At 65.6% G+C, this 14,986-nt stretch carries 10 protein-coding genes; 5 read left to right on the plus strand and 5 right to left on the minus strand.

Features of this window, described 5'->3' with window-relative positions:
• The first annotated feature begins 52 nt into the window (after positions 1–52).
• On the plus strand, positions 53–1,726 hold the full coding sequence (locus QNO03_RS10025) for an FAD-dependent monooxygenase (protein WP_289603187.1): 1,674 nt from the start codon (positions 53–55) through the stop codon (positions 1,724–1,726).
• Positions 1,727–1,850: 124 nt separating this feature from the next.
• On the opposite strand, the gene QNO03_RS10030 is transcribed toward QNO03_RS10025, so the two are convergent.
• Together QNO03_RS10030 and QNO03_RS10035 are read right to left on the minus strand one after the other, a co-directional pair.
• Entirely contained in the window at positions 1,851–3,017 is a 1,167-nt protein-coding gene (locus tag QNO03_RS10030) for an AI-2E family transporter (protein ID WP_229949255.1), read from the minus strand.
• Between the two features lie 16 nt (positions 3,018–3,033).
• Entirely contained in the window at positions 3,034–4,815 is a 1,782-nt protein-coding gene (locus QNO03_RS10035; protein WP_283995888.1) for a long-chain-fatty-acid--CoA ligase, read from the minus strand.
• A gap of 334 nt (positions 4,816–5,149) precedes the next feature.
• Here QNO03_RS10035 and QNO03_RS10040 point away from each other — a divergent pair, with 334 nt between their 5' ends.
• The 4 genes from QNO03_RS10040 to QNO03_RS10055 all read left to right on the plus strand — a co-directional run bounded on the left by QNO03_RS10040 (position 5,150) and on the right by QNO03_RS10055 (position 11,186).
• Positions 5,150–6,280 carry a VIT1/CCC1 transporter family protein gene (locus QNO03_RS10040; protein WP_229949253.1) on the plus strand — a complete coding sequence of 377 codons (1,131 nt, stop codon included), beginning with the start codon at positions 5,150–5,152 and terminating at the stop codon, positions 6,278–6,280.
• Positions 6,281–6,511: 231 nt separating this feature from the next.
• Positions 6,512–8,449: a BCCT family transporter gene (locus QNO03_RS10045; RefSeq protein ID WP_502874575.1), complete on the plus strand. Its 1,938-nt coding sequence runs from the start codon at positions 6,512–6,514 to the stop codon at positions 8,447–8,449.
• 285 nt (positions 8,450–8,734) lie between these two features.
• Complete coding sequence (locus QNO03_RS10050) at positions 8,735–10,291, plus strand: alpha/beta hydrolase family protein (protein ID WP_289603188.1); 1,557 nt, start codon at positions 8,735–8,737, stop codon at positions 10,289–10,291.
• 82 nt (positions 10,292–10,373) lie between these two features.
• Positions 10,374–11,186 (plus strand): VOC family protein, encoded by an 813-nt coding sequence (locus QNO03_RS10055; RefSeq protein WP_289603189.1) that lies wholly within the window; start codon positions 10,374–10,376, stop codon positions 11,184–11,186.
• Positions 11,187–11,303: 117 nt separating this feature from the next.
• Here QNO03_RS10055 and QNO03_RS10060 read toward each other — a convergent pair whose 3' ends face one another.
• The 3 genes from QNO03_RS10060 to sucC all read right to left on the minus strand — a co-directional run bounded on the left by QNO03_RS10060 (position 11,304) and on the right by sucC (position 14,893).
• Complete coding sequence (locus QNO03_RS10060) at positions 11,304–12,707, minus strand: sugar porter family MFS transporter (RefSeq protein ID WP_289603190.1); 1,404 nt, start codon at positions 12,705–12,707, stop codon at positions 11,304–11,306.
• Between the two features lie 77 nt (positions 12,708–12,784).
• Positions 12,785–13,687 carry a succinate--CoA ligase subunit alpha gene (sucD, locus tag QNO03_RS10065; protein WP_227905829.1) on the minus strand — a complete coding sequence of 301 codons (903 nt, stop codon included), beginning with the start codon at positions 13,685–13,687 and terminating at the stop codon, positions 12,785–12,787.
• Between the two features lie 36 nt (positions 13,688–13,723).
• Entirely contained in the window at positions 13,724–14,893 is a 1,170-nt protein-coding gene (sucC, locus tag QNO03_RS10070) for an ADP-forming succinate--CoA ligase subunit beta (protein ID WP_229949233.1), read from the minus strand.
• Between the last annotated feature and the right edge of the window lie 93 nt (positions 14,894–14,986).

Below are 14,986 nucleotides of genomic sequence, written 5' to 3' on the forward strand. Positions count from 1 at the left end.
TAGTCGAAAGCTAAAGTGGAACTGCGGTTAGGGTCAAGACTAGGCTGAGAGCATGGCGGCCCACGATAACAGCGAAGACCCTAACTACGACGTCGATGTCCTGATCGTGGGTGCCGGACCTACGGGCCTGGCCCTGGCCGCGCAGCTGGCAGCGTTCGGCGCCAGTTTCCGCATTATTGACCGGCGCCAGACGCCGGGCACCGAATCGCGGGCCATCGCCATCCAGCCGCGCACCCTGGAAGCGCTGCGGCCCTTCGGGATCAGCGGCGAGCTGGTGTCCGCCGGGCGGCCCGCCCGCGAACTGCACCTCCATCTGCCGGAGGAAACGCTGGAAGTCGATCTCTTCGACACCGGTCTGGAGGACTCTGCCTTCCAGCAGCTGCTGTTCCTGTCCCAGACGGAAACCGAACGCATCCTCACCCAGCATCTGCTTTCCCGCCGGGTACGCATCGAACGCGGTGCCGAGCTCCAGGACCTTGAACGCCTGGATCCCGAGGATCCGTTTGCCGGTATGGAAGCCAAGATCCAGCGGATGGACCGGGGCATCGAGCGCATCCGTGCCCGCTATGTGGTTGGTGCGGACGGTGCCGGGAGCACCGTCCGGGCCAAGGCCGGCATGGATTGGCGCGGCGGAGCCTATCCCGAGACTTTCATCCTGGCGGACGTCGAAATCGAGGGTGCGGAACCGGACGCCGTGCACTCCTACCCCACCGAGGACGGCTTCCTTTTCCTGTTCCCGCTCGGCGGCGCCGCCACCTGGCGGATGATCTCCATCAAACCGCCGCGCAAACCCGCCACCCTTGAAACACTGCAGGGACTGGCCGACACCTTTGCGCATGGCGCCCTCAAGGTGCACGACCCGCGCTGGATCAGCACCTTCCGCCTGTCGCATCAGATGGCCGAATACTTCCAGCGGGGTTCCGTCTTCCTGGCCGGGGACGCCGCCCATGTCCACTCCCCCGTTGCCGCCCAGGGGATGAATACCGGGATCCAGGATGCCCTGAACTTGGGCTGGAAACTCGCGCTTGGCGCCCGTGGCCTCGCCAGCGATGAATTGATCGACAGCTACCACGCCGAGCGCCGGCCGGTGGACCAGGAAGTCGTGTCCTCGACGGACCGCATTTTCCGGCTGGCCATCAGCCGCAACGGGCTGAAGAAACTCCCCCGCACCAAACTCCTGCCGGCACTGGCCCCGAAGGCCATGGGCTGGGACGGACTCCGCGCGCGGCTCTTCCGGACCATGGCCCAGCTGAACGTCAACTACCGCGGCAGCAGCATTGTCGAGTCCGGGCCCTCCCGCCGGCCGGCACTCCTGGCCAGCGGCCCGCAGCCGGGTGACCGCCTGCCCGACGCCGATGTCATTTACCAGGACCGGGAACGCCGCCTGCAGGACCTGGTGTCCATGCCGGGCTTCTCGGTTCTACTTACCGGACCCGGCTGGCCCCAGGACGCGGTTCCCCAACTCCATGCCGCTCTGCCCGGGCTCGCAGGTCTGCTTAATGTCCAGTACCTCACCGTTGGCAGCAGCCTGATTGCCAACGCTCCGGGCATCATCAAGGACGTCAGCGGCCTGGCGTTCCACCGGCTGGGCTTGAGCTCCCGCCGGGCCGAACTCCTGGTCATCCGTCCGGACGGCTATGTAGGCTACCGGTCCTCCGGGCGGGATATCACCGGAGCCGTGGACTACCTGCAGCGACTGACCAGCGGACCTGCCGCCGGGGTGTAGTCAGCCCAGCCCTCTCACCGCCGTCCCACGTTCTGCGGGACCGGGTCAGCCGGAGCGAAAAGCGGAGGCCGGCACCTCATCCGTCGAAGCGGACGGGGGGCCGGCCCCTTGGAAGTCCCGTACTTTACTTGTCGAGGGATTCCATTTCGGGCTGGTCCTTGGGGTCCGGGATCTCCTTCGCGTCGAGATCCTCGCCGTCGTCCTCCCCGGTCCAGACCTTGATGACAGCCCAGCCGACGGCGGCAATCGGGACAGCAAGGATGGCGCCGACGATGCCGGCCAGGATGGTTCCGGCGGTCAGGGCCAGCAGGATCACCAGGGCGTGGATGCTCAGGGACTTGCCCATCACGACCGGCTGCAGGAAGTTGCCCTCGAGCTGGTTGACCGCAATGATCACAATGATCACAATCAGGGCCACCACCGGCCCGTTGGCCACCAACGCGATCAGGGCGGCGAAGACACCGGCCGCCGTGGCACCGACCAGCGGGATGAAGGAACCAACAAAAACAATCACCGTCAGGGGCAGTGCCAGCGGAACCTGCAGGATGAACAGCGCCGCACCGATGCACACCGAATCAACCAGCGCCACAATGGCCGTGCCGCGGACGTAGCCGCCGAGGACCTCCATCACTCGGAAGCCGGAGAGCCGGGCCTTGTCCCGCCGGTCACCGGCGGGGAACAGCCGCAGGAAGAACGCCCAGATACGGTCGCCGTCCTTGAGGAAGTAGAACAGCACTACGGCCATCAGCAGGAATCCGGTAGCGAACGAGGTCGCGGCGGAGATACCGGCAATGGCACCGCTGCTGACCGTGCTGCTGGTCGCGAAGTCGATCACGCTGTCGCGTGCATTGCCGAGCATCTCGTCATCCACGGGAAGCGGCCCGTTGAGCACAAAGTCATAGAGCTTGTCGAAGCCCGCGACGGCCTGGTCCACCAGGTCATCCCATTCGCTGCGGATAGCGAACGCGATCCCGGTTATCAGGCCACCGAAGATGGCGAGCAGGAGCAGGAAGGACAATCCCGTGGCCAGGGCACTGGGCCAGCCCTTGCGGCGCAGCCAGTTCACGAACGGCGCAATCGCCGCCCCCAGGATCAGCGCCAGGAGCACCGGGATCACCACCAGGGTGACCTGGAGCAGCCCGTAGACCGTGACCGAGACCAGCAGCAGGATCAGCAGGATCTGGGCTGAACGCTGCCCGGCATGGCCGAGGGCACCACTCCAATAGCGGCCGGGTCTCGCATGCTCCGGTTCGGTGTGCCGTTCGGCCCTGTCGGGGCTTGATGCGCTCATGTTCGCTCTTTCCTGCTCAGGGTTTGGTCTGGAGGGTTGGGGAAATCTTCTCGGCGGCGCCGTCAGCGCCCGGTCCGGCACCGTTGTCCTGGAGGCTGTCGCGGACATGCCGGCGCAGCACCTTGCCGATCAGGGACTTGGGCAGCTCCTGGATCTCCACGATCCGGCGGGGAACCTTGTAGGCGGCCAATTCCTTGCGTACGAAGGCGCGCAGCTCTTCGGCGTTGAAGCGGGATCCTGCCTTGGGGACCACCGCGGCCACTACGTCTTCCCCGCCGCCGGAGCGGAGCAGGCCGACGACGGCGACGTCGTCCACGGACTCGTGGCGCTTCAGGGCATTTTCCACCTCGGACGGGGAAACGTTGAAGCCGCCCGTAATGATCAGCTCCTTGATCCGGTCGACAATGGTGACGAAGTCATCCTCATCCACCGTGACAATGTCACCGGTCCGGAACCAGCCGCCGTCGAGCAGTACCGCCTCGGTTTCGCGGGGCTTGTTCCAATAGCCCTGAAAAACCTGGGGTCCCTTGATCAGCAGTTCTCCGCGGTTTCCCTTGGGCACCTCAACGGTGGGGTGTTCGGGGTCCACCACCCGGATGTCGACCATCGGGAAGGGAACGCCCACCGTTCCCGGCTTCCTCGACGCCGCAAAGGGGTTACCCAGGGAAATCGGCGACGTTTCGGTGAGGCCGTAGCCTTCGATCAGGAGCCCGCCGGTGGCCTTTTCCCACAGCTCCACCGTCCGGGGCGGAAGGTTCATGCCACCGGAAATGGCGGCGTGGACACCCTGAAGGGAAATACCCCGTTCCGCCGCTCCTGCTGCCAAACGCTCATAGATGGGCGGCACGGCGGGCAGGAAGGTGGCGGGTGTCTTCTTCATCGCCTTGAGCGTCATATCGACGTCGAACTTGGGGAACAGCACAATCCGGGCACCCAGGCTGATGGCGGTGGTGAGGCACAGTGTCAGTCCGTAGGCGTGGAACATGGGCAGCACGGCGTAGAAGGTTTCGTGGCCGGGCTTCAGCCCGGGGACCCAGGCGCGCCCCTGCGCCGCGTTGGCCACGAGGTTCGCGTGCGTGAGCATCGCACCCTTGGGATCGGCGGTGGTGCCGCTCGTGTACTGGATGGCCGCCAGATCTTCGGGTTCAGGCCGGGGGTGGCGGCTGCGCAGCGGACGGTTGTCCAGCAGGTCCTGCCAGCGGACCAGTTTCCGCGGGCGGCGGGGCGGGTGTTTGGCAGCCGAGAGGGCTGCCCGCGCCTCCCGCAGCGCCGGGACGGGAAGCTTCAAGGCCAGCCGGTTCACCAGCGGCATGGCCGGGATCAGTTCCACGGAGACAATGGTCCGGACCGGGATGTCTGCGGGAAGCTTTTGGATGTTCTCCACGATCTTGTCCCAGACGATCGCCACAGTGGCGCCATGGTCCTCGAACTGGTGGCGGAGTTCACGGTCCGTATAGAGGGGGTTGTGTTCCACCACTACTGCGCCCAGGCGCAGCACTGCGTAGAACGCAACCACATGCTGGGGCGAGTTGGGCAGCGCGAGCGCCACCCGGTCGCCTTTACGGACACCGAGCTTCAACAATCCCGCCGCGGCACGGCGGATCTGGTCTCCCAATTCCCCATAGGAAGTGGTGGCACCGAAGAACTGCAGGGCGGGCTTGGACCGGTGGTTGCGGACGGACCTCTCCACGACGTCGACGAGGGATTCGTCCGGAAGGGTAAAGCCTTCCAGTACTCCCTCGCTGTAGTGGCGGGTCCACGGGCGGTTCGGATCCGGAAGAGGGTAGTTTTTGCTCACGAAATGACTTTAGCGCCTGCCCGTCATTGACTTAAGCCAGCACGTCCCCGCCTCCAACCGCGCCCGGGCGGATCCGCCGATCCGACCGGCGGATTCGACTACACTGGGACACGCGAAGGGGAGTAGCTCCGGCGGGACCATGTGCGTGACTATTTGAGTGACGATACGGGTCCATTCCAAGCCGAGGCCTGTCGACATACTGGACGCTGCGGCGTCCCGGCAGTCCACCCGCCGGCACCAGCCGCGGGCGAGCGAGACCTTCGGTCAGAAGAGCTGTGTTTAAGCTGTGTTCAAACTGACCGGATTCCCCTTTCCGGTCCCTGTCAGGAGTACCGTGAACCCCCAATCCCTGCCGGAGCCCGCATCCAGCGACTCCAGCGTGCCGACCCCTGCCGAGATAAAGCGCTGGCGGCAATACCTTGCCGATGAGCAGGCGGAAGCGGCAACCTACCGGTATCTGGCCGAACGCCGCGACGGCGAGGAACGCGACATCCTGCTCGCCCTGGCCGAGGCGGAGGGCCGCCATGAAGCGTACTGGCGCACACTGCTGGGCGACGACGCCGGACGCAGGACACGCGCTTCCTTCCGTAACCGCCTCCTCGGGCTGCTCGCCCGTCGCTTTGGCTCCGTGTTCGTCCTGGCGTTGGCGCAGCGCGCCGAGAGCCGCTCCCCCTACGCCCATGATCCCCATGTCCCCAGCGCCATGGCCGCCGATGAACAGATCCACGAGGAAGTGATCCGCGGACTCGCGACCCGGGGGCGGACCCGCCTGTCGGGAAACTTCCGCGCGGCGGTGTTCGGGGCCAATGACGGGCTGGTCAGCAACCTGGCCCTCATTATGGGCATCGGGGCCACGGGGGTATCCAGCACCTTCATCCTCATCAGCGGCCTGGCCGGCCTGCTGTCCGGGGCGTTGTCCATGGGTGCGGGAGAGTATGTCTCTGTCCGGTCCCAGCGTGAGCTGCTGGATGCGTCCCGTCCCACCCAGATCACGCTTTCAGCTGCGAAATCACTGGACATCGATGCCAACGAGCTGGTGCTGGTCTACCGGGCGCGCGGCATGACGCGGGAGGCCGCCGAACACCGTGCTGCCGAGCGGATGGGTCTCTACAGCTGCGACTGCGATCCTAGCTTCTCCCTTAACCCCGAAGCCGACGCGGACACCACACGCGATGAACACGAATCCGTCGGGACGGGCCTCGGGGCTGCGGCGTCCAGCTTCTGCTTCTTCGCATCCGGTGCCGTTATTCCCGTCCTCCCCTACCTGTTCGGCCTGACGGGGATGACCGCCGTCGTCCTCTCCTGCGTCCTGGTGGGACTGGCGCTGCTGACCACCGGCACCGTCGTCGGCCTGCTCTCGGGTGGCTCCCCGCTCAAGCGCGCGCTGCGCCAGCTGGCGATCGGATTCGGCGCTGCTGCCGCCACATATCTGCTGGGAATGCTCTTCGGAACAACCGCGCTCTAGGCCCCGTGGAGCCTAAAAGCCAATTTGACTTGGCGTGCCGCAGGCCGCGAGTCTGGAAGCAACACACTTGCGAATTATGTAAAGGGACGCAGAAGCACGGCAGCGTTACTTTATAGATTCCGGCGGACCGTTTCAGGTCCGTTGCACGCTCAAATAAAGAGGAACTGCCATTCTGCCTGCCCGGGTCCACACCAGACCCGGGACCCTTTTGCGCTGACATAAGGAAGGCCTATGGCTACCACAGAAGGTCCAACGCGCGACGTCGGGAAGCACGCTGCTGACACCCCCGCCCCGCCGGTACCCGCCACCAGCTCCACCTCCGTTGCGGATCCCTCCACTTCATCGATGCCCATCGTGGAGCAGGAAGAAGCACTCGTCCAGCAGATGATCGAGGGGCAGCGCGAGCAGGAAGAAGCACTCCGGCGCGGCGTGCCGGCGAAGCTCGATAAAGTGATCTTCGCCGTCACCGGTGTCCTGGCACTCGCCTTCATTGCCTGGGGCTTCTTCGGGAGGGACAACCTCTCCGCCGTCTCCACCACGGCACTGGACTGGGTTATCACTAACGCGGGCTGGTTCTTTGTGCTCCTTGCCTCGTTCCTCGTGGCGTACGTGATCTGGCTGGCCGTGGGCCGGTACGGAAAGATCCCCCTGGGCCAGGACGGTGAAGAGCCGCAGTTCAAGACGGTTTCCTGGATCTCCATGATGTTCGCCGCCGGCATGGGCATCGGTCTGATGTTCTACGGCGCGGCCGAGCCCCTGTTCTACTACATCTCCCCTCCCCCCGGCACCGTTGAGGGCCAGACCCCCGAAGCACTGCAGACCGCCATGGGCACGTCCCTGTTCCATTGGGGCCTGCATCCGTGGGCCATGTACGCCGTCGTCGGCGTTGCCATGGCCTACGGCACCTACCGCCTCGGCCGCCGCCAGCTGATCTCCTCGGCCTTCACATCACTCTTCGGTGTGAAGCGGGTGGAGGGACCGCTGGGCAAGGTACTGAACATCTTTGCCATTTTCGCCACCCTCTTCGGTACCGCCGCTTCGCTGGGCCTCGGCGCCCTGCAGATCGGCAGCGGCCTGCAGTCCGTTGGTTTCCTCGGGACCGCGGGAACCACCGTCCTGGTTGCGATCGTCGCGATCCTCACCGGTTGCTTCGTGGCATCCGCCGTTTCGGGCATTTCCCGCGGCATCCAGTGGCTGTCCAACATCAACATGGTCCTCGCGCTGGTGCTGGCCGCCATCGTTTTCGTTGTGGGGCCGACGCTCTTCATCCTCAACGTCATCCCGGCAGCCATCGGCGACTACGCCGCCAATATGGCCTCGATGGCCTCCCGCACCGAGGTGGCAGGCGACGAATCCATGCGCGCCTGGCTCTCCAGCTGGACCATCTTCTACTGGGCCTGGTGGCTGTCCTGGACGCCGTTCGTCGGTATGTTCATTGCCCGCATCAGCCGGGGCCGCACCATCCGCCAGTTCGTCACCGGCGTCCTAGCAGTTCCTTTCGTAGTCAGCGTGGTCTGGTTCTCCATCTTCGGCGGCGCCGCGATCGGAATCCAGCGCGACGCGGCGGCCAGCGGTTCAGCCGGACTCACCACAATGGTCGACGGCGAACCCACCATTGATTTCGACGGCTCGCTGTTCGACCTGATTGCCGCCCTCCCCATGCCCAACCTGCTGGCCGCAGGAGTGGGTATCCTCGCCATGGTCCTGGTCGCCATCTTCTTCGTGACCGGAGCGGATTCGGCCTCCATCATCATGGCGTCGCTGAGCTCCAACGGTGCCGAGCACCCGTCCCGCGGCGTCGTCATTTTCTGGGGTGTCCTGACCGGCGCCGTGGCCGCAGTGATGCTGCTGGCCGGCGGCGACGATCCTGCCGAAGCGCTGGATGGCCTGCAGCGGATCACGATTGTGGCCGCACTGCCGTTCGCCGTCGTGATGCTCCTGATGACGATTGCCCTGGCGAAGGATCTGGCGAAGGATCCCCTCTCGCTGCGGCGGCGGCTGGCTGTTTCCGTGGTCGACCGGGCCATCCAGTCCGGCGTCGAGGAGCACGGTTCGTCCTTCGACCTGCACACCACAGAGCACGACGACGTCCCCGAGGCGGCCGGAGCCCGTGCCGGCGATTCCACACCTGGAACCGGCACCGGAACGAACACGCCGGACCGGCTGTAGTCCTGGACGTGTAGCTCCGGACCGCACGCAGTTCCACCGGCACGGCAGAAGCAGTAACCAGCAGGTCCCCGCACGGACATCCGTGCGGGGACCTGTCTGCGCTAGGTTCGCGGTTCCGGCGGGCTCTTACCCCAGCTACTGGCCAGGCACAAGAGTTCCCCGCGTAATCCGCACCCGTCGAGGGACATTTTCCCCGGCGCCCTTGCACCCCGGGTCTCCCTCCTCATAGCCTGCGGAAAGTTACCGCACGGTAACTAATTCCCCTCTTTCGACAATGAGGTCATTATGAGGAAACTTCTGGGCACTCTGGCGGCGTCCGCCGCCCTGTTGGGCACCTCCCTGGTGGCGGCTCCCGCCGTCGCCGCACCATCACCAGCCGCACCGGCCGCACCAGCCATCCGCACCGACGTCGTGATCACCAGTTTCGACGGCACACCTATCCATACGAATTTCTTCCCGGCCACGGGCCTCACTGCCGGACAGAAAGCACCGACGGTCATGGTGGGCCCAGGGTTCGGGCTCCCGGGCGGACGGATTCCGTCATCAACCACCAGCACGCTGATCGGTTCCATCGGCATCGCTCCCCTGCGGGACGCCGGCTACAACGTGGTGACCTGGGACCCGCGCGGCTTCGGCCTCAGCGGGGGCGAGGCGTATGTCAACAACCCTGCTTATGAGGGCCGGGACGGCTCGGCGATCATCGACTACATTGCGGCCCAGCCCGAAGCGAGCCTGGACTCCCCCGGAGATCCCGTCCTGGGCATGGCCGGCGCCTCCTACGGCGGAGGCATCCAGTTTGTCCTCGCCTCGCAGGACCAGCGGGTGGACGCCATCACCCCGACCATTGCCTGGAACGACCTCACCACCAGCCTCTACAAAGCCGGCTCCTTCAAGAGCGGCTGGGGCGCCCTGCTGTGTGCCGAGGGAACCGCGCTGGGACAGCTGGGTTCCCTCGTGGGGAACCAGGGCGCCCTGGCAGCCCCGGTCCGAAAGGCCTGCCGGGAGGGCCTGACGTACCCGAACCAGCTCAGCGCCGAGTCGATCACCTACTTCGAGTCCCTGACACCGGACTCGCTGTTCACCTCCATCACGGCTCCCACCCTGATCATCCAGGGCACGGCGGACACCCTCTTCACCCTGAACGAGGCCACCCGCAACTACGAGCTCATCCGCGGCACTGGCACCCCCACCAAGATGCTGCAGTTCTGCGGCGGACACGGGCTGTGCAATTCCACTGCCGGTCCGGACCGGATCACCCCCGCCGTACTGAACTGGTTTGCCCGCTACCTGCGGAACGAACCGGTGGATACCGGGGCTGCGTTCCAGTTCATCGACCAGGCCGGCGTGACCCGCGGAGCACCGGGCTACCCGCAGCCCACCGGATCGCTGGCGGGCACCGGGCGGGGATCCATGCTCCTCTCCCCCGCGGCCGTCAGCGGTGCAGTGGTTGCGGCGGCGGTCGCGCCGGTAGCGGTCAACGCACCGATCGCCTCACCGGCGGTCACCACCTCTGTGTTCGGAGCCCCGCAGCTAACCCTCACGTACCGCGGGTACGCACCGCAGGGCAGTACCCACGTTTATGCCCAGATCATAGATAAGGCCCGGGCGTCCCTGGTGCTGGGCAATCAGGTGACGCCTGTGCCGCTGGTTTTGGACGGCAAGGAACACACTGTGACGGTGCCTCTGGAAGAGGTGTCCTACACCGTGACGTCCGCCAGCAGGCTGGTCCTGCAGGTCACGCCGGCCACGTCCGTCTACGCTCCGCCGAAGGCCACCGCGCTGACCAGCTTCACCGCGGCGGTAACGGTGCCTACGGTCGCGGCATACCCGGCCGTTCCGTAGCCTTCCTGTCCTGCCATGCGGTTACAGCGGCAGTGTCCCCTGCCGCTGTAACCGCACCCCGCTCTGAACTTGAGGTCCCGCCATGACCGATTTCGTTTCATACCCCTTCGGGGCACCGTGCTGGGTTGAGACACTTCAGCCGGATCCGGACGCCGCGGTGGCTTTCTTCAGCGACCTGCTGGGTTGGACGTTCGACGAAGGCGGACCAAACGGCTACCGCGTTGCCCGGCTCGACGGACGCCGTGTGGCCGGTATTAGGCAGGCTCCAGCCATGCTTGACCGCGGCGCCTGGGTAACCTACGTCCTCGTGGCCGACCTTGACCGGACCGTGGCTGCCGTTCGCGAGGCGGGCGGCGAAGTGTTGTTCGCTCCGCTGGAGGACGGACACAGTGACCGGACTGCACTCTTCACCGATCCAAGCGGAGCCGCGTTCGGGGCGCGGCAGGGCAGCTCACCGACCGTAGCCGAACGTGTCGATGCGCCAAACGCCTGGCAGATGAGCGCGCTGCATACCTCCGGGCTCTCGAATGCCGGGATTTTCTACAACAAGATCTTCGGATGGCGCCTCGAGCCGCAGCCGCACTCCGAGGTCAGTCTGTGGAGGCTGAAGGGCAGCACGCGCCGGGCAGCGGATTCCACCCTGCCTGACGACGTCGTCGCCGTTGCCGTTGCCGTTGCCGCCAACGCTGCCCCGGTCCCGGTCCCGGCCGCACCGGCCTACTGGGCGGTCAATATACAGGCCTCCAATGCCGATGACCTTGCGGCCCGGGCAGTCGAACTCGGTGGAACCGTACTCATGCCACCAGCAGACGCGCCGGACTTCCGTAACGCCTTACTAGCCGACCCAAGTGGCGGCGTCCTCGCAATCAGCCAGGTCAGGAAGCCATCCGCATAGCCCGCTCCTGGCTGGGCGGCGTCCCTCCTGCCGTTCCGTGGGTTCCGGGCACCCTTCTAAAAATACGGAGGGGATCTCAGCTTTCTGCTGAGATCCCCTCCGTATTCTGTGCGCCGGTTACTTGCTGCCGACCGCCCGGAGGTGTTCCTCCACCTGTTCCAGGCTCTGGCCCCGGGTCTCCGGGACATAGCGGCGGACGAAAGCCAGCGCCAGCAGTCCCAGCACCACGAAGATAAAGAACGTCTTCGAAATGCCGATGGCATCCATCAGGATCGGGAAGGAGAAGCCGACGGCGAAGTTGGTCATCCACTGGACGAAGACGGACAGTCCGATGCCCAGCCCGCGGACCTTCAGCGGGAAGATTTCCGAGAGCATCAGCCAGGTCACCGGTGACACTGCGCCCTGCTGGAAGGCCAGGAACGTGACCGTCAGGGCCAGGATCAGGTAACCGCGGACGGTGCCTTCGGTGACGAAGATCGACACCAGGCCAATCACCAGCAGCGACGAGCCGGTGCCGATCAGGCCGGTCATCAGCATGTGCCGACGGCGGACCCGGCCCAGCAGCCAGATGCCGACGATGGCGGCGGCCACGGAGACCACACCATTGGCAATGTTGGCCGTGAGGGCCGCTTCGGTGCCGAACCCGGCGTCCGCCAGGATCTGCGTGCCGTAGTACATGATGGCGTTGACGCCGGTGATCTGCTGGACCACGGACAGGCCCATGCCGATCAGGAGCACACGCCGCAGCCACGGCTCGGCGAAGTCGCGCAGCGTTCCTGCCTGCGCCGACTCCTTTTCCGCAAGGCCGCGCACTTCGCTGTATTCGGCCTGTGCGTCGTCGGCGCTGCGGATCCGCTGGAGGGCGGCGAGCGTTTCCGCAAAGCGCCCCTTCGAGGCGAGCCAACGGGGGCTCTCCGGAACGAACGCGATGCCGATCCACAGGGCAATGGCCGGCAGGGTGGCCACCACCAGCATCCAGCGCCACACACCCTGGTCTTCACCCCAGATGTTGCCGATGACCGCGTTGGCCACAAAGGCGACCAGCTGGCCCGTCACAATCATCAGCTGGTCCCGGGTCACCATTTGTCCGCGGCGTTCCGCCGGGGCAAGCTCGGCGAGGAACACGGGGACGAGCGCCGAGGCGCCGCCCACGGCCAGGCCGAGCACAATCCGGGACAGCACCATCACGGCGATCGTCGGGGCCAGGGAGGTGCCGAGGGTGCCCAGCAGGAAGACGACGGCGAGGGCCATCAGGATCCGGCGCCGGCCGTACCTGTCCGTCAGTTTCCCGGAGATGGCTCCGCCGAAGGCCGCGCCGAAGAGCAGGCTGGAGGTAATCAGGCCCTCGGTGAACGGGGTAAGCCCCAGATCGTCCTGCATGTACGGCAGTGCGCCGTTAATGACGCCGGTGTCATAACCGAACAGGAACCCGCCGAGGGTGACGATCCAGGAAGCACGGCGCAGCGCCCGCCGGTGCGGGCCGGCTTTCGGGGCAGAGCCGTTTGAAACTGAGGTGGACATTTCCGTCTTTCTTCTGGGACGCACAAAACCCCCGTCCACCATATGATTCCGGTGGACGGGGGCGTGCTGGTACGGACCTAGAGGGCTGCGTAGACTTCGCGCAGCAGCGTAGCGGTCTCGGACGGCGTCTTGCCGACCTTGACGCCTGCAGCCTCGAGGGCTTCCTTCTTGGCCTGGGCGGTTCCGGCGGAACCGGAGACGATGGCGCCGGCGTGGCCCATGGTCTTGCCTTCGGGAGCCGTGAAACCGGCCACGTAGCCGACGACCGGCTTCGTGACGTTGGCCTTGATAAACTCTGCGGCGCGCTCTTCGGCGTCGCCGCCGATTTCGCCGATCATCACGATGGCCTTGGTCTCGGGATCCGCTTCGAACGCCGCCAGGGCGTCGATGTGGGTGGTGCCGATGACCGGGTCGCCTCCGATGCCGATGGCGGTGGAGAAGCCGAGGTCGCGCAGCTCGTACATCATCTGGTAGGTCAGGGTGCCGGACTTGGAGACCAGGCCGATCGGACCCTTGCCGGTGATGTTGGCGGGCGTGATGCCGACCAGTGCTTCACCGGGGGTGATGATGCCGGGGCAGTTCGGGCCGATGATGCGGGTGACCTGGTTGCCGTCAGCGTCCACCTTGGACTGGGCGTGGGCCCAGAACTCGGCGGAATCCTGGACCGGAACGCCTTCGGTGATAACGACGACGAGGCCGATGCCGGCGTCGATCGCTTCCATGACGGCGTCCTTGGTGAAGGCCGGCGGCACGAAGACGATGGAGACGTCGGCGTCGGTCTTGTCGATGGCCTCGGCAACGGTGCCGAAGACGGGCAGCTCAACGTCACCGTGGGTGACGGTGGTGCCGGCCTTGCGGGCGTTGACGCCGCCGACAACCTGGGTGCCGGCCTTGAGCATCAGGGCGGTGTGCTTGGTGCCTTCGCCGCCGGTGATGCCCTGAACGATGACCTTGGAGTCCTTGTTCAAGTAGATAGACATAGGTGAGTTCTCTCTTCTAGGTTTCGACAGGCTCGGTTAGCGAGCGGCGTGAGCGAGCTCGGCGGCCTTGTCGGCGCCTTCGTCCATGGTGGTGGCCAGGGTGACCAGCGGGTGGTTGGCCTCGGCAAGGATGCGGCGGCCTTCCTCGACGTTGTTGCCGTCGAGACGGACGACCAGCGGCTTGTTGGCTTCGTCGCCCAGGATTTCCAGGGCCTTGACGATGCCGTTGGCCACGGCGTCACAGGCGGTGATGCCGCCGAAGACATTCACGAACACGGACTTGACCTGGGCGTCATTCAGGATGACGTCCAGACCGGCAGCCATGACGGAGGCGGAGGCGCCGCCGCCGATGTCCAGGAAGTTGGCGGGCTTCACGTTGCCGTGCTTTTCGCCGGCGTAGGCGACGACGTCGAGCGTGGACATAACCAGGCCGGCGCCGTTGCCGATGATGCCTACTTCGCCGTCCAGCTTGACGTAGTTAAGGTCGTTTTCCTTGGCCTTGGCCTCGAGCGGATCCGCGGCGTCCTTGTCTTCCAGGGCGGCGTGGCCGGGCTGGCGGAAGTCGGCGTTTTCGTCCAGGGAGACCTTGCCGTCGAGGGCCAGGATCTCACCGCTGCCGGTCTTCACCAGCGGGTTGACCTCTACGAGGGTGGCGTCTTCCTTGGTGAAGACGTCCCACAGCTTGATGATGGCGTTCATTACGCCTTCGCGCAGCTCGGGGGCGAACCCGGCGGCGTCGACGATCTCTGCGGCCTTTGCGGAGTCGATGCCGACGGCGGGATCAACGGCAACGCGGGCGAGGGCGTCGGGACGCTCCACGGCCAGCTGCTCGATCTCCATGCCGCCCTCAACCGAGCACATGGCCAGGTAGTTGCGGTTTGCGCGGTCCAGCAGGACCGAGAAGTAGTATTCCTCAGCAATGTCGGCACCCTGGGCAATCATCACGGTGTTGACCGTGTGGCCCTTGATGTCCATACCGAGGATGTTGGATGCGTGCTCGAAAGCTTCATCGGCGGTCTTGGCAACCTTCACGCCGCCGGCCTTGCCTCGGCCACCAACCTTGACCTGCGCCTTGACGACTACAACGCCGCCGATCTTCTCAGCAGCAGCTTTGGCTTCTTCAGGAGTGTGCGCCACGATTCCGGCAAGCACGGGTACACCGTGCGCCTCAAACATATCGCGCGCCTGATATTCAAACAGGTCCACGGGCTAGTGTCCTTCTACGTCGAAGTAGGTTTACATGCGATCTGGACGATCGCCGGGCAGATGCATCCGGCCGGTCTGCCCCACGAGGAACTT

The organism is Arthrobacter sp. zg-Y877, assembly GCF_030373105.1.
Classification (GTDB): domain Bacteria; phylum Actinomycetota; class Actinomycetes; order Actinomycetales; family Micrococcaceae; genus Arthrobacter_B.